Genomic DNA, 17,686 nt, shown 5'->3' with positions numbered 1-17,686 from the left:
ACGACGCTCAGGAGACGGTGAACCGCCCGCCGTTGCTCAACAGCACCGCCCCCACGACGTTCGACGCCTGCGGAGAGGCGAGGTAGCAGATGTTGTCGGCGAGCTCCTCAGCACTCGCGTAGCCGAGGGCGCCGGCGGCCTCCATGGCCGCCCGAACCGACGGTGGCGTACGGCCGGCCATCGGGGTGTCGACCGGCCCAGGAGCGACGGTGTTGACCCGGATCCCGAAGCCGACCGCCTCCTTGGCGACTGACTGGGACAGGGCGTGCACCGCCGCCTTGGACGCCGCGTAGTGCGGATAGCCGACGAGGGTGTCGAAGGACGCCGACGAGCCGACGGTGACGATCGCGCCGCGCCCCTGCGGGCGCATCGCGCGTACCGTGGCACGGAGCACGTGGAACGTGCCGTCGAGGTTGATCGAGATCACCCGCCGCCAAGCCTCGTCGGTCAGCCGCCCGATGACGTCCACGGGACCGCCCGACTCACCCGCCTCACGGATCCACGCCTTGGCCTGCGGGTCGTCGACGCCGGCGGTGTGGACGACGACGTCCAGCGACCCGGCAGAGCCGACCACCGCGGCGACAACGGCATCCACGGCGACCGCATCGGTCACGTCGACGGCGTGGGCGACGGCGCCGACGGAAGCGGCGACCGCGGCGGCGTTGTCAGCGACCACGTCGGCGACGTGAACGGCCGCTCCTTCGGCAGCGAGCTGCCGGACCACAGCCGCGCCGATGCCGGAACCCCCACCGGTGACAAGCGCGGTGCAACCAGCGAACCGTCCGGTCCCGGTCGGGATGTCAGTCATGCATGGCCTCCTCAGTGATGGATCGATCCGCCCGCACCGGGGTGAGTGTGGGTCCCGTGGCACGCGAGGTCAGCGCCCGTACGACGTCGCGCAGGCGTTGCTCGGGGACGGTGAGCCGCGTGGTCTCCTGCTCCAGCAGCAGGCTGCGGTCGCGGACGCGGTAGCTCTCGACGAACGTGGAGGGTCGGGCGGGGTCGGGCTCGAGGGACCAGGACCGAGCACCCAGTCGCAACCGGGAGCGACGCAGGTCGCCCATGGCATCGCGGAAGGGGCTCTGCTCGGTGGCGGCGACGGCGTACTCGAAGCGGACGAGGAGCTCGCCCTCGGCGGCTTCGCGGACGAGCTCGGCGATCGCCGCGTCCGGCGTCGCCGGCACCGGCTCGATGCCGACGCTCGTCCGCAGGCCGGCAGCCAGGAGCGTGACGGCGTAGAGGAGAAGGAGCGTCGCGGCGAGGCCCAAGGCGCGCTCGAGGCCGACGACGTCGGCCACCGCGCCCCAGGCCAACGCGCCGACGGCCTGGGTTCCCTGGAAGAGCATGAGCAGGAACGCGACGACCCGTGGCCGGACCCAGTCCGGCAGCGCCTGGTGGGCGAGCATCATCCAGGTGCTCTGGACAACGACCCAGGCGATGCCACCGAGGACGAGGAACGGCGCCAGCAGCCACAGCTCGCCGAGCAGTGCGAGAGCAGCGAGGTTGATCGCGTAGCAGGACGAGAACGTCGCGACGAGCAGATGGGCACTCACGCGGGCCCGCAGGCGCCCGAGCGTCACCGCAGCCGCCACCGATCCGGCGCCGATCAGCGCCATCGCGACACCGAAGCCCGATCCGCCCAGGGCGAGCCGTTCGTGGACCACGAGGGAGACGAGCGCCCACAGCGCGCTCGAGGGCAGGCCGAACATCACCAGCCGCACCAGGAGCCCGGTGGTCCATGGTGAGTGGCGGACGAAACGGAGCGCCCCTCCGATCGCCGTCACGACCGACTCCGTCCGACGAGGGCGTGCGGCCGTCGCAGGACCGAGAAGGAGGAGCAGCAACGAGCAGACCGCGAACATGGCCGCGACGGCGCCGAACAGCACACCCGGGAGTCCGAGTCCGAGCACGACGCCGGCGACGAGCGGGCCGACCGCGCGGGCCAGGTTGAAGATCGCGCCGTCGAGCAGCACTGCCGACGGCAGGGCCTCTCTGTCGACGATCTCCGGGAGCAGCGACTGCCAGGCGACGCCGACCACGACGAGCGCCGCGCCGACCACGACGATCGTGGCCAGGAGCGGCAGCGCAGCATCGGTGCCGGAGACGACGAGCAGGGCGGCAGCGGCGCCCGCGAGCCCGGCGACCGCGGCCGCGCGTGCGATCAGCCGTTCCCGCACTGCATGGCTGACGATCACGCCGACCGGCAGGGCGAGGACGAGAAAGGGGACGGCGACCGCCGTCGGCGCGAGCGCGACCACCGTCGCCGGCTCCCCGCGCTCGGTCAGGATCCACTGGACGGCGACGACGTGGACCCAGACTGCCGTCGCGTTCATGAACTGCACGCCGAGGAGCAGCCTGAACAACCGTCCCACGGCTCTACCCCTTTGAACTGAAGTGAGTTTAGTTTAGGGTAACGGGCGTCACTGGGGAAGGAGCCCGAGATGCGCGAGACGGACCTACTGGTGATCGGCGCCGGGATGGCGGGCCTGACCGCCGCCGCCCGCGCCGCCCGCGACGGCAGGCGTGTCCTGGTGGTCGAGGTGGGCGAGGACGTGGGTGGGTCCGCGCGCTTCGCGGGCTACATCTGGACCGCGCCCAGCCGTCAGGTGATGGACGACGTCAATCCGGGAGGCGACGAGGCACTGCGCCACGCCGTGGTCGACAGGTTCTCCGAGGGCGTCGAGTGGATCCGCTCGGTCGGCGTCGACGTGCGGCCGGCGGTGCCGGTGCTCGGGTTCGGGCGTGGGCACCAGTTCGACACCAACCAGTACCTCGACCTGTGCCGCCGGATCGTCGTCGATGCCGGAGGCGAGATCCTGCTGCGGACGCAGGCCTCGCGCCTCCTCACCGAGAACGGGCGGGTCCTCGGCGCCGAGCTCTCAGTGCCTGAGGGGACTCAGGAGGTGCGGGCGGCATGGACGCTCGTGGCGACGGGCGGATTCCAGGGCGACCCCGAGCTGGTCGCGAGCAGGATCCACCCGCGTGCGGCCGGGATGCAGCTGCGGTCCAACCCGCGCAGCACGGGCGCCGGATACCGACTGGCGTCCTCCGTCGGCGCCGCCACCGGTCCGGACGACGCGGGCTTCTACGGCCACCTGATCCCCAGCGGGGTTCCTTTCACGGATCCGGCCGACTTCGTCGACCTGTCGCTCTACTACAGCGAGCACGCCCTCCTTTTCAACGTCGACGGCCAGCGCTTCACCGACGAGACCCTCGGCGACCACCTGACGACGATGGCGCTGCTGGAGCAGCCCGAGTCCCGCGGACTGCTGGTCTGTGACGCCCGCGTGCACCGCGAATGGATCGTGACGTCGTACGTCGAGGGCGCGATCGCCGTCGACAAGTTCGCGCTGGCCAGCAAGCGTGGCGGGCGGGTGGGCGTCGCCGACTCGCTCGACGAGCTGGACTACCTCCCGGACGACTGGGGCTACGACGGCTCGACCATCCGGGCCCAGGTCGAGAGCTACAACCGCGCCGCGTCGGCCGGCAAGCAGCAGCAGCCCGCTCGCGCGCGCGACGGGGCACCGCTGGACGAAGGGCCGTGGTACGTCGTGGAGTGTGTTCCCGCCTTGACCTTCCCGTTCCACGGCATCCGCATCGACGATCGTGCCCGCGTGCTCGGCCGGGACGGCGTCGCCGTACCCGGGCTTCTCTGCGCCGGCTCCGACACGGGCGGCGTCTACAACCGCGCATACGCCGGCGGACTCGCCTCGGCCCTCGTGTTCGGCTTGACCGCCTCCGCGACGGCGTCGGCCGAGATCGTGGTCTGACCGAGCGCCTGGTCAGACGCCGACGAGCTCGGCGATGCGGGCCCGTTGCTCACGCGTCGCGCCGAACAGGCCCTCGTCGCCGAGCACCCGGCGGACGTAGTAGTGGGCGCGGTGCTCCCAGGTGAACCCGATGCCGCCGTGGAGCTGCACCGCTTCGTGCGCCGTGCGCATCGCCGCGTCGGCACAGACGGCAGCAGCGACGGCGACCGGGAGGGCTGCGGTCTCCGGCTCGCCGTCGAGGACGGCGGCGGCGTACCGGCTGGCGGAGCGGGCGCGCTCCCGGTCGACGAGCACGTCGGCGAGCCGGTGCTTGATCGCTTGGAACGAGCCGATGGGGCGGCCGAACTGGTCGCGTTGAACCACGTACTCACGGGTCCGGTCGAGGAGCTCGCCGACGATGCCGGTGTGCTCGGCCGCGAGCGCGGCGCGCCCGATCAGTGCCAGCCGGTCCCTCACGGTGGTCGCGCGAGCGACGCCGACCAGCGGCCGCGCCGGAGCTGCGTCGAGGACCAGGTCGGCCTGGCGCCGGGTCAGGTCGACGGCCACGCAGGGTTCGACCGTGAGGTCGGTCGCCGCCACCGCGAGGAGGACGGTGCCCTGCGGCGTGGTGGCGTCGACCACGACGAGCCCCGCCGCCGTCCCGTGCAGCACCCTGGTCCGGGTGCCGGACACGCGCCACCCGCCATCGGTGTCCTGCACGGCAGCCAGCGGAGCGGGCCCGGTGGCGACCGTCACGACGAGCTCCCCGCGAAGCGCCGGCTCGAGGAGGTCCTCGATGCTGTCCGGGTCATCGGCGGCCGACAGCGCCTGACAGCCGAGCACTGCTGAGCTCAGGACCGGCTCGGGCGCCAGTGCTGCGCCGCACTCCTCGACGACGACGAACAGCTCTTGCAGCCCGAAACCGTTGCCTCCCAGCGCCTCGGGAACGGCCAGCCTGCCGACCTCGAGCTCGGCGTTGAGCAGCCGCCAGAGGTCCTCGGAGTAGCCGGTGGCGGAGTCGGCGGACGCGCGGACCTGCTCGTGGTCTGCGTGCTTCGCCAGGACCTCACGGACGATGTGCCGCAGCTCTTCGCGCTCGGGCACCGGCGCCAGGAGCTCGGGGTGCAGCTCGGGCCAGGCATGCATGGCGCGCCTCTCGCTTGACTTGGATTGAACTCAGTTCAGGTTACGGCGCATCTCCACCGCAGGCAAGAGTCTGGACACCGAGTGCGAATTGAATTAGGTTCAGATCGTGACGAGCACCACCCTGTCCCGGTACTACGCCGCCGTCGATGCCGGCGACTTCGACACGGCGATGGCGCTGCTCGCCCCCGACGTACGGTCCGCCATCCAGCTGCCCGGCGGCGTCGTGCGCGGCAAGGACAGGCAGGCGCTGCGCGACTACCTCTCCGGACGCGGCAACGTCCTCCGCCGGCATGTCCTGCTCCGGGAGAGCGTCGTCGACGGCCTCGAGCTCGTCTATGGCGCGGTGGTCGACGACGGGACGACCACGACCGGCCACTTCATCGCCGCGGCCAGGCTGGGCGAGGACGGCCTCGTCAGCGGCTACCAGGTGGCCTTCGACCCCGAGCTCGCCCTGCTCGACGACGCATGAGCCGCCGACCCGGAGGGAATCCACGATGAGTGCCACTCCCCTGCTGCAGGCCTGGTTCGAGATCATGGACTCGACCACACCCGAGCGGGTGCTGGACATGGTCACCGAGGACTTCCGGCTGTCGATCCTGTTCTCGACCGGTGACCAGACTGCGGAGTTCGAGGGTGACCGAGCCGGCCTCGTGGTCTACCTCGCCCAGCGCGAGGTGAGTGTGTTGACCCATCACGTCCTGCAGGGCGCGCTCGTGGACGGCACCGAGCTGGTCCTCGGCGAGACCCGGCGCGACGGCGGGTTCGAGGCCTCCTTCAACGCGAGCGCACAGCTGTCGGAGGACCGCGAGAAGGTGCGACGCCTGCTGATCTGCCGAACCCCCTGGGTCCGGTTCACCGCCTGACACCACACCCCCTCGGGGTCGTCGGCGTTCTCGTCGTACCCACCGCTAGGTTCTGCGCATGGCCTCGCTCCTCGCCCAGGTGCGCACCCGGTGGCCGGTGGCGACGCCGGTCGCAGCACTCCTCGTGCTCGGCGCCGGATCGTTCGGTCACGACCACTGGGCGGCCCTCGTGGTCCTGGCGGTGGCGCTGATCGGCGGGATCGTCGCGGCCGTCCACCATGCCGAGGTCGTGGCACACAAGGTGGGCGAGCCGTTCGGCTCCTTGATCCTGGCCGTCGCAGTGACGGTCATCGAGGTCGGCCTGATCGTGATGCTGATGACGAGTGGCGGAGCCGGCAGCAGCACGTACGCCCGCGACACCGTCTTCGCCGCGGTGATGATCACGCTCAACGGCATCGTCGGGCTGGCGCTCCTGGCGGGAGCGCTCAAGCACAACCTGGTGAGCTTCAACGCCGCCGGCACCGGCTCCGCGGTCGCCACCGTCATCACGCTGGCCGGGGTCTGCTTGGTCCTCCCGAGCTTCACCACCTCCGGCGCCGGCCGCGAGTACTCGCCGTCCCAGCTCGGCTTCGCGGCCGTCGCGTCGCTCGGCCTGTACGGCGCCTTCGTCTTCACGCAGACGATCCGACACCGAGACTTCTTCCTGCCGGTCGCCAGCGACGAGCGCGGGCGGGCGACCGGCCTGCTCGACCTCGACCAGGACGGCCACCCGGATCCTCCGGAAGCCCGGCAGGCGTGGCTCAGCCTCGGCCTCCTGGTCGCCTCGCTCGTCGCCGTCGTGGGGCTCGCGAAGCTGGTATCACCCACGATCGAGGACGTCGTGAGGGACCTTGACCTGCCGTACGGCGTGGTCGGCGTCGTGATCGCGCTTCTGATCCTCGCGCCCGAGTCGATCGCGGCGGTGCGCAACGCCGCTCGCAACCGCGTGCAGCTCAGTCTCAACCTCGCCTACGGCTCCGCGATGGCGTCGATCGGGCTGACCATCCCCACTGTGGCGGTGGCGATGATCTGGCTCACCGGCCCGCTCGAACTGGGCCTCGAGCCGACGCAGATGGTCCTCTTCCTGCTGACCGTTGTGATCACGGCCTTCACGATCCTGCAGGGGCGTGCCTACGCGCTCCAGGGCGTGGTGCACCTGACCTTGCTCGCCGCGTTCCTGTTCTTCTCCGTGCAGCCGTGACACGGCCACGGCCACGCGGATCACACCCGCGATCAGCAGGCCGGCGACGGCGATGCTGACCGTGACGAGACCCGCCATCCGAAAGAACTCATTGAAGCTGTGCCAGGTCGCCGCGTTCAGCATGGCGTCCTCCCATCCCTGGTTGTCGATCGTCCGCGACCACCGCTCTGCGCTTCCCGTCCGAACGCGTCGGCAAGCGCGAGTGCTCCGATCGCCAGCAGGAGCACCACGAGCATCGCGGTCCCGAACACCCAGATGATGTGCGCCGGGTCGCTCACGAGAACCAGCCTCCTCAGGTCCGGGCCACCGTGATGGCGATGGCCATCTTCCTTATTTACGCTTCATACGACGTAGCGTAAATAAGGGGCGATGCATTCCGTGAGGTGGCTCACCGCCAACGCCTGAGCGTCGGCGCGGTTCCGGCTAGCCGTCGATCACCGACGGCGAGCGGTGGTACGCCTTGTTGGCGATCCTCCATCCCTCGCCGACGCGCACCAGAAGGAACAGGTCCGTGAAGACGTCGGCGCCATGATGGAGCGTCAGCGTCGCGTTGGCGACACTGCCGGCCACCTCGACGCGGTCGATCCGGCGCCGTCGCTGCGTCTCGTCGGCGGCGGGCTGACCCTTGAACAGGGTGCAGAAGTCCTCGAGCGGCCAGGAGACGAGCTCGCCGTCCCTGACGCCTTCGATGTGCGCGGTGGGCAGGAATGCGCGGCGGTGGTGGCTGGCGTCACCGGTCGCGTGGCCCGCGACGTACGCCTCCAACGGGGCGAGCACCTCCGGTGCGGCGGTGACGCCGGGCGCGATCGAGAGTCGGTGCGGCCGGTCGACCTCCGGCTCGACCGCGCACAGAGCGACGATGTCGTCGTCGGGTCCCGCCACGCCACGATCGCGTGCGCCGACCACGGAGTCCCGCAGGCCTTCGGCTGACCGAGCGTGGGCAGCGAGGAGCGTCAGGTCCTTGGCCAGCGCGCCGACCGTGAAGTCGGCGTCGGAGAAGTCGCCCTTCTCGAGCGCGTCCCGCTTCCCGCCGACCAGCCGTCCGAGGATGGTTCTCTCGAGCACGCTCAACGCCGGGCCCGGTTGGATCCCGAGCTCCTCGGCACGGATCAGGGCGTAACGCAGGTTGAGCACGGCGCCGCCGAGCACTCCGTTGGCAAGGAGCTTGGCGGCAGCGGCATCGGCTACCGCACCGCACCGCAGTACATCGCCGAGCCCGTCGAGCACGGTGGACGCGGGCGCGGCGTACGCCTCGCCGGAGCCGACCAGCACCGTCAGGGCGCCGCTCTGCACGGCGGGCACGGATCCCATGACGGGTGCGTGCACGTAGGCGGCACCGCTCCCCCGGACGTCCGCGTCCAGCGCGACCGCTTCGTGAACACCCACGGTGCTCGTGTTGACCACGACCGTGCCGGCATCGAGATGGTCGCGGACCGAGGTGACGACGGCCGAGCAGGCGGGGCCGTCGAAGAGACAGAGCAGGACGACGTCCGCAGTCCCGACCGCGGCCGAGGGGCTCGCGACGCTGGTGAGGTCGTCGACGATGCGTCCGGAGCGGGACCAGGTCACCACCGGGTGGCCCCGGCTGTGGAGTCGACGGGCCATCGCGGCGCCCATCCGACCCAGACCGAGCACGGCGACGGAAGGAAGGGAGCTGGTTTCTGAACGAGTCACCAGGCCATCGTTCGCGTCACCGAGCCGTGCGACAAGCGAACATGTCGCACACCTGCCATGCGCGGAGCGCATACCCTGAGCGCATGCAGCTGACAACGGTCCGGACGTTCCTCGCGGTCTGTCGTCTCGGGTCCTTGTCGAGCGCAGCGGCGGAGCTGGGGTACACCCAGTCAGCGGTGTCGCGCCAGGTCGCAGCCCTCGAGCAGTACGTCGGCGTGCCGCTGCTGGAGCGGCGGTCCCGAGGCGTCGTACCCACTGCTGCCGGCGACGCGTTCCGCCACCACGCCCGGGCCATCGCCGCCGAGGCCGATCGGGCGGTGCGTGCCGCGCGCGATGCTCGTACGACGACCGCGCCCATCGCCCTCGGCGCGACCCCGTCGGCCGCTGCCGGAGTGGTGCCGTCGGCACTTCGGACCGTCCGGGACGAGCACCCCGCGGTGAGGTGGACGCTCGTCACCGGGCTCACGCGCGAGCTCACCGAAGCCGTCGCGGCCGGCACGCTGGACGTCGCCGTGGTGACGGATGCGCCGCCCGGCCTGCCGGACGACGACCGCGTGGAGCGCAATCCCCTCGGCACCGACGCGATGTGCGTGATCGTCCCCGAGCAGCATCCCGCCAGAGCCGCCCGCGGGCCGCTGTCACTGGCCGACTTCGCCGACGCGACCTGGGTCGAGGACAACGAAGGATCCGAGATCCTGTTGCGGACCGCCGCAGCGCGCGCCGGCTTCGACCCCCGGATCGACGTCACCGCCGCCGACCTGACCGGAAAGGCGGCGATGGTCGCCGCGGGCCACGCGGTCGCGCTCGTACCCGGCCTGCTGGGCCGCGCGCTGCGCAGGGACGTCGTCGCGGTGGCCATCGAGGACGCGCCGACCCGCGGCGTCTACGCCGTCACTCCGCGCGGACCCGCTCCAGCCGGAACGCTCGTGCGCGCGATGATCGACGCCCTGAGGATCGCGGTCAGCGATGCTGACCCGATGGTCGGGAAGGCGGCGGGCTAGCCCGAGATCAGACGTCCCCCGGCTCCAACGAGGTCCACCCCAGCCGCGGCGCCGATCGGAAAGGGGATCACCGACCGGCGCCAGCACAGATGCCAGACAAGAGTCTCCCCAGGAGCACCGGGTCCTAAACCTCGGCGACCAGGGTGTGCCCCGCTCCGGGTCAGAAGTCCTCGTCGAAGCCCACCGATCCCGTGACGCCGACCTGGTACGCCGAGACCCGGCGTTCGAAGAAGTTCGAGAGCTCCTGGACGTCCTGCAGCTCCATGAACGCCAGCGGATTCGGCGATCCGTAGATCGGCTCCAGGCCGAGCCGCTGCATTCGTCGGTCGGCGACGTGCTCGAGATAGCTGCGCATGTCGGCGGCAGAGAGGCCCGCGACACCGTGACCGAGCAGGTCCTCGGCGAACTGCGCCTCGGCGTCGACCCCCTCGACCAGCATCTGGCGGATCTGGGCGGCGAGCTCGTCGTCGAACAGGTCCGGCTCCTCCTTCCGCACCGTGTCGACCACGTCGAACGCGAACGCCATGTGCATCGACTCGTCGCGGAACACCCAGTTCGTCCCGGACGCCAGGCCGTTGAGCAGGCCGCGCGACCGCAGGAAGTAGACGTAGGCGAACGCGCCGTAGAAGAACAGGCCCTCGATCACGGCCGCGAAGCAGATGAGGTTGAGGAGGAACGCTCTCCGGTCGTCCCGGTCCTCGAGCTCCTGCTTGTCGAAGACCGAGTCGATCCACCGGAAGCAGAAGTCCGCCTTGTGCTTGATCGACGGGATGTTGTCGACCGCGGCGAACGCCTCGTTCCGCTCCTTCTCGTCGGGCACGTAGGTGTCGAGCAGGGTCAGGTAGAACTGCACGTGCACCGCCTCCTCGAAGAGCTGGCGGCTCAGGTAGAGCCGGCCTTCCGGAGAGTTGATGTGCTGGTAAAGATTGAGCACCAGGTTGTTCGCCACGATGGTGTCGCCGGTGGCGAAGAACGCGACCAGCCGGCTGACGAGGTGGCGTTCTGCGTCCGTGAGCCGGTGGAGGTCCTTGAGGTCGGAGTGGAGGTCGACCTCCTCGACGGTCCAGGTGTTCTTGATCGCGTCGCGGTAGCGCTCGTAGAAGTGCGGGTACCGCATCGGGCGCAGCGTCAGGTTCATGCCGGGGTCGAGCAACATCTGCTCGTTCTGGGTGCTCATTCGCAGGCCTCGCAGGTCTCGGGGTTCTCGAGCGAGCAGGCGATCGCCGCTTCATCGCTCACGGTCGTGGTGGGTTCGGCGACGGCGACGGTCGCCTGCTGGATCCGGGTCGCCGGACGCGACCGCAGGTAGTAGGTCGTCTTCAGCCCCGACTGCCAGGCATAGCGGTACATCGACGACAGCTTCCCGATGGTCGGACCGGCGAGGAACAGGTTCAGGGACTGGCTCTGGTCGATGTACGGCGCCCGCGCGGCCGCCATGTCGATCAGCGCCTTCTGCGGCAGCTCCCATGCAGTCCGGTAGAGCTCGCGTATGTCCTCCGGGATCGCGGGGATCCCCTGGATGGACCCCTCCGCCTTCTTGATCTCCTCGCGCACCTCCGGTGTCCAGAGCCCCCGGGACTTGAGCTCCCGCACCAGCGCAGAGTTCACCTGGAGAAACTCTCCGGACAGCGTCTCCCGCTTGAACAGGTTGGACACCTGCGGCTCGATGCACTCGTAGCAGCCGGCGATCGACGCGATGGTCGCCGTCGGCGCGATCGCGATGAGCAGCGAGTTGCGCAGCCCGTGCTCCGCGACCCGGGCCCTCAGCGCATCCCAGCGCTCGGTCTGGGTGGGCGTGACTCCCCACAGGTCGGGCTGCAGCGCACCGCCGGCCGCACGGGTCTCGCCGTACGCAGGGTGCGCGCCGTACTCCTCCGCGAGGTCGGCGGACACCTCCAACGCAGTCAGGTAGATCTCCTCCTGCACCCGCGTCGACAGCTCACGCGCCTCCTCGGAGTCGAAAGGCAGCCCGAGTGCGAAGAAGACGTCCTGGAGGCCCATCAGGCCGAGGCCGACCGGCCGCCATCGCGGGTTCGACCGCGCGGCTTCCGCGCTCGGGTAGTAGTTGATGTCGATCACCCGGTCGAGCAGCGGCAACGCCGTACGCACCGTCGCTCGCAGGGCGTCCCAATCGATGCCCTGGCCCACGAGGTGCTGGGCGAGGTTGATCGAGCCGAGGTTGCAGACCGCGGTCTCCGCGTCGGAGGACACCTCGACGATCTCCGTGCACAGGTTGGAGAGGTGCACGACCGGGCCGCCCGCCGATCCCAGGACAGGATCGGTGGTCTGGTTGCACAGCCGATTGGAGGTGTCCTTGAAGGTCATCCAGCCGTTGCCGGTCTGGGCGAGCGTGCGCATCATCTTGCCGTAGAGGTCCCGCGCCTTCATGGTGCGCACGACAGCACCCTCGGCTTCCAGCTCACGGTAGCGACGGTCGAACGCCTCGCCCCACAGGTCGGGCAGGTCCGGGGCGACGTCGGGGTCGATGAGTGACCACTCCTCGTCCGCCTCCACACGGCGCATGAACTCGTCCGGGATCCAGTTCGCGAGGTTGAGGTTGTGGGTTCGCCGCGCGTCCTCGCCGGTGTTGTCCCGCAGCTCGAGGAACTCCTCGACGTCGGGGTGCCACGGCTCGAGGTAGACGCACGCCGCTCCCTTGCGCCGACCGCCCTGGTTGACCGCGGCGACGCTCGCGTCGAGGGTTCGGAGGAAGGGCACGATCCCGTTGGACTGGCCGTTGGTGCCGCGGATCAGCGCGCCGCGTGACCGCACCCGGGAGAACGCGAGCCCGATGCCGCCGGCGAACTTGGACAGCTTCGCGACCTGGGCATACCGCCCGTAGATCGACTCCAGGTCGTCCCGCGGGCTGTCGACCAGGTAGCAAGAGGACATCTGGGTGTGGCGGGTGCCGGAATTGAAGAGCGTCGGGCTCGACGGGAGGTACGCGAGCCGGGACATGAGCCGGTAGAAGTCGATCGCCTTCGACGGGCTCTGCGCGAGTCCGCACGCGACACGGAGCAGGAAGTACTGCGGTGTCTCGAGGACCTGGCGGCTGATGGGGTGGCGCAGGAGGTAGCGGTCGTAGACCGTGCGCAGCCCGAAGTACTCGAAGCGCCGGTCGGCGGCGGGATCGATCGCGAAGTCGAGCTTGCGGGCGTTGTCCTTCACGAAGCGCGCGGTCTCGTCACCGATCAGGCCCTCCGCGTGGCCGAGCGACACCGACTGGCTGAACGACGCGACGCCCTGGTTGCGGACCTCCTTGTCGATGTAACCGGCCAGCAGCCGCCCAGCGAGCCGCGAGTACGTCGGCTCCTCGCTGATCAGCTCGGCCGCGGTCTGGATCGACAGCCGGTCCAGCTCTGCCGTCGTCGCGCCGTCATAGAGCCCGCTGATGGTGCGGGTCGCCACCCGCATCGGGTCGACGTCCGCCAGGTCGCCGCTGACGCGGTCGACCGCACGGACGATCTTGGTGACGTCGACGTTCTCCGTGTCGCCGTTTCGCTTGCGCACCGTCATCGTGGCGCGCGTCGTACTACTGGTTGAGCCTGCCGAAATCGTGACCGTCATTGCTCTCTCCTCGCGAGACTCGGTCCTCGGGTCCGGACGGTCGCGAGCGGAGACGGTCGTACGTCGGGCGGGCTGTCCCTGTGGTCGAGCGCGGGAGCCCCGTCGTACCAGCCGTCAGCCGTCCCACGAGGCCTCGGACCACCGCACCCGGCGGGTGCGGCGCGCTGGCAGGTCTTCGGACTCGCGGGCCCGTCCTGTCGGACGCCTACTGGTCGCCGCTTCCCAGATCGCTGTCGTACCGATCCAGTGCTGATGACGACGGTCGTTCCCACTCACCGCTGCGGGGCAGTCCCGGACTCACACCGGGTTCCCTCTTGCCTCCACCGATCTGGCTGACCGGTCGAACCAGCTGCGTGCGCCACCATATGTAGGGGCAACGCAGAATTGTGGGACCTACATCTGGTGTCGGCGTGTTGCTCTCACTGGGCGACCTTGTGGGTCGCGTCGCACCACGGCGGGCGCTGGGTCAAGCCGCACAGGCACACCGCGACCACCGGTCGCTCCACCTCGTGGGCGCGGCCCTCGTCGTCGAGGATGCGGTCTGCTCCGCGGATCAGCGCCGGGCCGTCCGGGATCACGGTGACCTGGCACTCGTTCACGCGACCTCCCGGTCGGGAGCCGGCAGCAGCGCGGAGCGTCCGGTGGTCCAGGCGCCGATCACCTGGTCTGCCGCGACGGCATCGAGGTGGACGCATGCAGCCGCACCGAACAGGACGGCGGACCGGAGCTGCGGTTCGGCGTCCACCAGTGCACCACAGATCGCGCGCGCCGCGAGGTGCTCGTGCACGGCGTCGGCCTCGACGTGCTCGTCGAAGTACCGCTCGACGGGACCCCCGAGCTCGAGCCGCCGTGCCCCCTGGAGGAACCGGCGACAGGGCAGGGAGCTGGTCATCTCGAAGGCCGCCAGGTGGCCCATCGCCGCGCCTCTCAGCCTGCCGTGCAGACCGAAGAGCGACATCGCGTTGTTGGCGGCGAGCGTGTAGCCCGGCACCCGGTCGACGTAGGCGCCGTACGACGGATCCAGGTCGACCGCCTGGAGGGCCTCGGCGTAGAGGCGACTGTGCAGCCGTTCCGGACGGCCTCCCCCGAACTCGTCGTACAACAGCTCGGCGAGTGCGACCTTGGCCGGACCCTCGAGGCGAGGGAGCGCCCATGCCTGGGGGTCGCTCTCCTTGAGGTGGTAGAGACTGCGCTGGACCAGGAACTCGAGGTACTGAGCAGTGGTGGCCTCACGCTGGAGGAACTGCGGGAGCGAGATCCCGGTGTCGTACGCGGTGATGGCGACCAGCTGGTCCGGCACCGTCCCCTGGTCGTCGGCCAGCGCGATGATCGGCTGGCAGGCGGCCCGGAGCTCGGTCTCGAACTGGGCCTCCAGGCGCCCGCGCACCGCGATCAGGTCGGGGTCCCACTCTCGTGCTTCGTCCACCCCGGCGAAGCCTCGGTAGTGCAGCTCGTAGAGCATCCACAGGCTGAGGTGCAGGTCCTCGTCGTCGTCGGGCGCGGCGCGAGACACGCGTGTGATCCCGTCGCGCAGCGCCGTCGTCAGCTCGGCGCTGAGTGTTCCGCGGGGCTCAGGCAGCTCCATGTCACCTCCGTCTCGTGTGCGCCTTCGATACCCATTGCGCGTGCGGGCATGACATCGCCCGGTGGCTGGCTGGGTGTCGGCGTCGTCACGGCCCGGGCGGGAGCGCGCGCTTGTGCGCGGTCTTGCGGTAGGCGGTCTCGATGACGTCCTGGGCGTGGTCGCTGACCTGGTCGCCGACCAGGTACGCGTCGATCTCCTGGTAGGTGACGCCGTAGGCCTCTTCGTCGGGGAGGGACGGGCGCAGCTCCTCCAGGTCAGCGGTCGGGATCTTCTCCACGAGGCGGTCCGGCGCCCCGAGCTGACGGCCGACCTCGCGCACCCGGCTCTTGGTGAGGCCGGCCAGCGGCACGACGTCACATGCTCCGTCGCCGTGCTTCGTGAAGAAGCCCATCACCGCCTCGGCCGCCTGGTCCGTCCCCACGACCAGGGCGCCCCAGCGGCCGGCGACGGCGTACTGCGCGACCATGCGCTGGCGCGCCTTGATGTTGCCCTTGACGAAGTCCGCCTTCGCGGGGTCGAGGTCCGCGCTCGTCGTCGCCTCGTGCAGTGCATCGACGGCCGGCTTGATGTCGACCGTCACCGTCTCGGACGGCTCGATGAAGGCGATCGCCTCGGCGGCGTCGGACTCGTCGCTCTGCTGCCCGTAGGGCAGGCGCATCGCGGTGAACGTCTTGCCGACGCGCTGACACGCGAGGCTGGCGAGTCGTCCGGCGACGGTCGAGTCGAGCCCCCCACTGATCCCCAGCACGTAGCCCGTCGCGCCGCTCTCCTCCAGGTAGTCGGAGAGGAACTGGATGCGGCGCTCTGCGTCGGCCGCAGCATCGAAGTCGTCGGGTACGCCGAGGGCCTGCCGGATGGACGCCTGACTGGTCATGGCCTCGCGGTACCCCGCTCTCAGCCCGCCAGACGGCTCTCCAGCCCCAGCCGCCGCCGGAGGCCGAGGGCGTCGTGCGGTGCTCGACCCCTGGCGTCGTTGTCGAAGTAGACGTAGACGGGCCCGTGCTCGGCCCAGCCCCGGCAGCGACGTGCCCAGGCGTCGAGAGAAGCGCCGCTGTAGCCGCTGTGGTAGAGCTCGGTGTGGCCGTGCAGCCGGACGTACACCAGGTCGGTCGTCCGGCGATCCAGCATCGGCCAGGTCGGGCTGTCGGACACCACGTTCGCGACGTCGTGGCGGGCCAGGAGGTCGTAGAAGCGCGGGTCGTCGAACGAGCGGTGCCGGACCTCGAGCGCGTGCCGGATCGGCCGCTCGTCGCCGGCATCCAGCGCCACCCGGCCGCGCAGCTTGGCGTCGTGCCGCCGGGCCAGGTCGGCGGCAGCAGTGGTCGTGCGCGGCAGCCGGGCGAGGAACCCGTCGATCAGCGCCTCGTCGAACGTGATGGTGGCCGGCAGCTGCCACAGCACCGGGCCGAGCTTCTCGGCCAGGACGAGAGGACCGGACGCGAAGAAGTTCGCGAGCCCCTGCTCCACATCGCGCAAGCGCTTGAGATGGGTGATGAACCGTCCGCCCTTGAGCGCGAGGTCGAAGCCGGCGGGCGTAGCGTCGTACCACCGCTGGTAGGACGTCGGCCGCTGCAGCGAGTAGAAGGAGCCGTTCACCTCGACGGTGTCGAAGTGCTGGCCGACGTACTCCAGCCTCCGTCGCGCAGCAAGCGTCGGGGGGTAGAAGTCCCCCTGCCACTTGGGGTAGTCCCAGCCCGAGAGACCGATGCGGACATCACGGACGCTCTTCGACCGGCCGGACATCACCCATCTGCTCCCGTGCGTCAGGCCGACCCGGGCTTGGTCTGGCGTGCCGCGACCTTGGCCGCCAGCGCGTCCGGCACCAAGGCCGACCCCGCCGCCATGACCTTGTTCCTCAGCGAGCCGGGGACGACGTGGGCCCGTCCTGCCATGAGCGCCGCGAACCCGTCCGCGGCCACCTGGTCGGGGCTGTCCTTGGGACCGGTGGCCACCTGGGTGTCTTCGTAGTGTGCGCGCTCGAAGAAGGCTGTGTCCGTGGGCCCCGGCATCAGTGAGGTGACGGTGACCCCCGTGCCGTCGAGCTCGTGGCGGACCGCCTCCGCGAACGAGTGCACGAACGCCTTCGACGCCGCGTACGTCGCATGGAACGGGCCGGGCGCCCTGGCCGCGATGGACGCGGTGACGAGAACGCGTCCCTCGCCCCGCGTGACCATGTCGCGGACCACGAGCTTGGCGAGGTGGACCGTCGAACGGCAGTTGAGGTCGACCAGGCGGAGGTCCTCGTCGAGGTCCGTGGTGTCGAAGCGGCCGTGCACACCGGTGCCGACGTTCAGCGCGACGGCATCCAGCGCCCGGTCGCTGCCGGTCGCCGCCTCGTAGAGCCGTTGCACCCCGTCGGCCGTGCTCAGGTCGACCTGCACCGGTGTCACGAGCTGGCCCGAGACGGCGGCGATCTCGTCGGCGGTCCGCTCGATCTCCGGCTCGTCGGCGGCGACCACGACGTCGTACCCGTGCTCAGCGAACTGACGCGCAAGGGCGCGACCGATGCCGGTCGATGCGCCGGTGACGAGAGCGAGCGGTGGTCGAGCTGCGGTGTGGTTCATGCGTTTCCTTCACAAGTCGATCGATGCTCCGTCGGTACCCGGGCCCGGTGGAGTCAGTCACGTCCAGGACCGCAGCCGGCGTGCCGGCGCTGCTTCCGGCTACCCCGGCGAGGGCACGGCGTCTCCGTCGCTCTCCTCGTCCCACGAGGTGTCGTCCACCACCGAGAGCGACATCGCCGGCACCCAGTCGGTGACGACCCGGTCCCGCAGCTCGTAGGTCACCAGGCCCTGGAGGGCACCGTCGACCTTCCGCCAGTCGAGAATCAGTCCGATCACGGGCCCGTCCACGTGATGGACCGTCACCCGCACATACTTCGCCAAGAGGAGATCCTCCGCCGCGCACGGCCACCCGAGCGC

Annotated in this window: 17 protein-coding genes and 1 riboswitch; of the genes, 5 read left to right on the top strand and 12 right to left on the bottom strand. The window is 70.3% G+C overall.

What is annotated here, in order from left to right; translation table 11 throughout:
- Nucleotides 1–7: 7 nt before the first annotated feature.
- Nucleotides 8–808, bottom strand: a complete 801-nt coding sequence (locus SHK19_RS09420) for an SDR family NAD(P)-dependent oxidoreductase (protein WP_322938493.1) — start codon at nucleotides 806–808, stop codon at nucleotides 8–10.
- Nucleotides 801–2,372: an MFS transporter gene (locus SHK19_RS09415; RefSeq protein WP_322938492.1), complete on the bottom strand. Its 1,572-nt coding sequence runs from the start codon at nucleotides 2,370–2,372 to the stop codon at nucleotides 801–803. Before SHK19_RS09415 ends, SHK19_RS09420 begins: the two co-directional genes overlap by 8 nt.
- A gap of 69 nt (nucleotides 2,373–2,441) precedes the next feature.
- On the opposite strand from SHK19_RS09415, the gene SHK19_RS09410 reads away from it, so the two are divergent.
- The gene (locus SHK19_RS09410) at nucleotides 2,442–3,770 is read left to right on the top strand and encodes an FAD-dependent oxidoreductase (protein ID WP_322457268.1); all 1,329 of its coding nucleotides are present in this window, start codon (nucleotides 2,442–2,444) and stop codon (nucleotides 3,768–3,770) included.
- Nucleotides 3,771–3,782: 12 nt separating this feature from the next.
- Here the strand turns inward: SHK19_RS09410 and SHK19_RS09405 are convergent, their stop codons facing one another.
- The gene (locus SHK19_RS09405) at nucleotides 3,783–4,895 is read right to left on the bottom strand and encodes an acyl-CoA dehydrogenase family protein (RefSeq protein ID WP_322938491.1); all 1,113 of its coding nucleotides are present in this window, start codon (nucleotides 4,893–4,895) and stop codon (nucleotides 3,783–3,785) included.
- Nucleotides 4,896–5,001: 106 nt separating this feature from the next.
- Here SHK19_RS09405 and SHK19_RS09400 point away from each other — a divergent pair, with 106 nt between their 5' ends.
- Genes SHK19_RS09400 through SHK19_RS09390 form a run of 3 tightly spaced genes read left to right on the top strand, consistent with a single transcriptional unit; the run spans nucleotide 5,002 to nucleotide 6,938 of the window.
- Nucleotides 5,002–5,364, top strand: coding sequence for a nuclear transport factor 2 family protein (locus SHK19_RS09400; protein ID WP_322457270.1), 363 nt, complete (start codon nucleotides 5,002–5,004; stop codon nucleotides 5,362–5,364).
- A 25-nt stretch (nucleotides 5,365–5,389) separates the two neighbouring features.
- Nucleotides 5,390–5,758, top strand: coding sequence for a hypothetical protein (locus SHK19_RS09395; protein WP_322457271.1), 369 nt, complete (start codon nucleotides 5,390–5,392; stop codon nucleotides 5,756–5,758).
- A 58-nt stretch (nucleotides 5,759–5,816) separates the two neighbouring features.
- The gene (locus tag SHK19_RS09390) at nucleotides 5,817–6,938 is read left to right on the top strand and encodes a calcium:proton antiporter (protein WP_322938490.1); all 1,122 of its coding nucleotides are present in this window, start codon (nucleotides 5,817–5,819) and stop codon (nucleotides 6,936–6,938) included.
- Nucleotides 6,939–7,361: 423 nt separating this feature from the next.
- Here SHK19_RS09390 and SHK19_RS09385 read toward each other — a convergent pair whose 3' ends face one another.
- On the bottom strand, nucleotides 7,362–8,612 hold the full coding sequence (locus tag SHK19_RS09385) for a nuclear transport factor 2 family protein (RefSeq protein ID WP_322938489.1): 1,251 nt from the start codon (nucleotides 8,610–8,612) through the stop codon (nucleotides 7,362–7,364).
- Between the two features lie 83 nt (nucleotides 8,613–8,695).
- On the opposite strand from SHK19_RS09385, the gene SHK19_RS09380 reads away from it, so the two are divergent.
- On the top strand, nucleotides 8,696–9,613 hold the full coding sequence (locus SHK19_RS09380; protein ID WP_322938488.1) for a LysR family transcriptional regulator: 918 nt from the start codon (nucleotides 8,696–8,698) through the stop codon (nucleotides 9,611–9,613).
- A gap of 160 nt (nucleotides 9,614–9,773) precedes the next feature.
- Here SHK19_RS09380 and SHK19_RS09375 read toward each other — a convergent pair whose 3' ends face one another.
- From SHK19_RS09375 to SHK19_RS09340, 8 genes are all read right to left on the bottom strand, one after another.
- A complete protein-coding gene (locus tag SHK19_RS09375; protein ID WP_322457276.1) occupies nucleotides 9,774–10,790 on the bottom strand; it encodes a ribonucleotide-diphosphate reductase subunit beta in 1,017 nt (338 codons plus the stop codon).
- Complete coding sequence (locus SHK19_RS09370) at nucleotides 10,787–13,123, bottom strand: ribonucleoside-diphosphate reductase subunit alpha (protein ID WP_322938487.1); 2,337 nt, start codon at nucleotides 13,121–13,123, stop codon at nucleotides 10,787–10,789. The genes SHK19_RS09375 and SHK19_RS09370 overlap by 4 nt, the downstream gene beginning before the upstream one ends.
- Nucleotides 13,124–13,329: 206 nt before the next feature.
- Nucleotides 13,330–13,545, bottom strand: a riboswitch (cobalamin riboswitch).
- 54 nt (nucleotides 13,546–13,599) lie between these two features.
- Nucleotides 13,600–13,779: a CDGSH iron-sulfur domain-containing protein gene (locus SHK19_RS09365; protein ID WP_322457278.1), complete on the bottom strand. Its 180-nt coding sequence runs from the start codon at nucleotides 13,777–13,779 to the stop codon at nucleotides 13,600–13,602.
- Nucleotides 13,776–14,765, bottom strand: a complete 990-nt coding sequence (locus SHK19_RS09360) for an iron-containing redox enzyme family protein (RefSeq protein WP_322938486.1) — start codon at nucleotides 14,763–14,765, stop codon at nucleotides 13,776–13,778. The genes SHK19_RS09365 and SHK19_RS09360 overlap by 4 nt, the downstream gene beginning before the upstream one ends.
- Nucleotides 14,766–14,850: 85 nt before the next feature.
- A complete protein-coding gene (gene nadE / locus SHK19_RS09355; protein ID WP_322938485.1) occupies nucleotides 14,851–15,639 on the bottom strand; it encodes an ammonia-dependent NAD(+) synthetase in 789 nt (262 codons plus the stop codon).
- Between the two features lie 20 nt (nucleotides 15,640–15,659).
- Nucleotides 15,660–16,508 carry a DUF72 domain-containing protein gene (locus SHK19_RS09350; RefSeq protein WP_322457281.1) on the bottom strand — a complete coding sequence of 283 codons (849 nt, stop codon included), beginning with the start codon at nucleotides 16,506–16,508 and terminating at the stop codon, nucleotides 15,660–15,662.
- Nucleotides 16,509–16,528: 20 nt separating this feature from the next.
- The gene (locus SHK19_RS09345; RefSeq protein WP_322457282.1) at nucleotides 16,529–17,329 is read right to left on the bottom strand and encodes an SDR family NAD(P)-dependent oxidoreductase; all 801 of its coding nucleotides are present in this window, start codon (nucleotides 17,327–17,329) and stop codon (nucleotides 16,529–16,531) included.
- A gap of 99 nt (nucleotides 17,330–17,428) precedes the next feature.
- On the bottom strand, nucleotides 17,429–17,650 hold the full coding sequence (locus SHK19_RS09340; RefSeq protein WP_322938484.1) for a hypothetical protein: 222 nt from the start codon (nucleotides 17,648–17,650) through the stop codon (nucleotides 17,429–17,431).
- Nucleotides 17,651–17,686: the final 36 nt, after the last annotated feature.

This window comes from Nocardioides bizhenqiangii (assembly GCF_034661235.1).
Taxonomy (GTDB): Bacteria; Actinomycetota; Actinomycetes; order Propionibacteriales; family Nocardioidaceae; genus Nocardioides; species Nocardioides bizhenqiangii.
The sequence above is the reverse complement of the archived record's forward strand: the minus strand, read 5'-3'. Positions and strand labels throughout refer to the sequence as shown.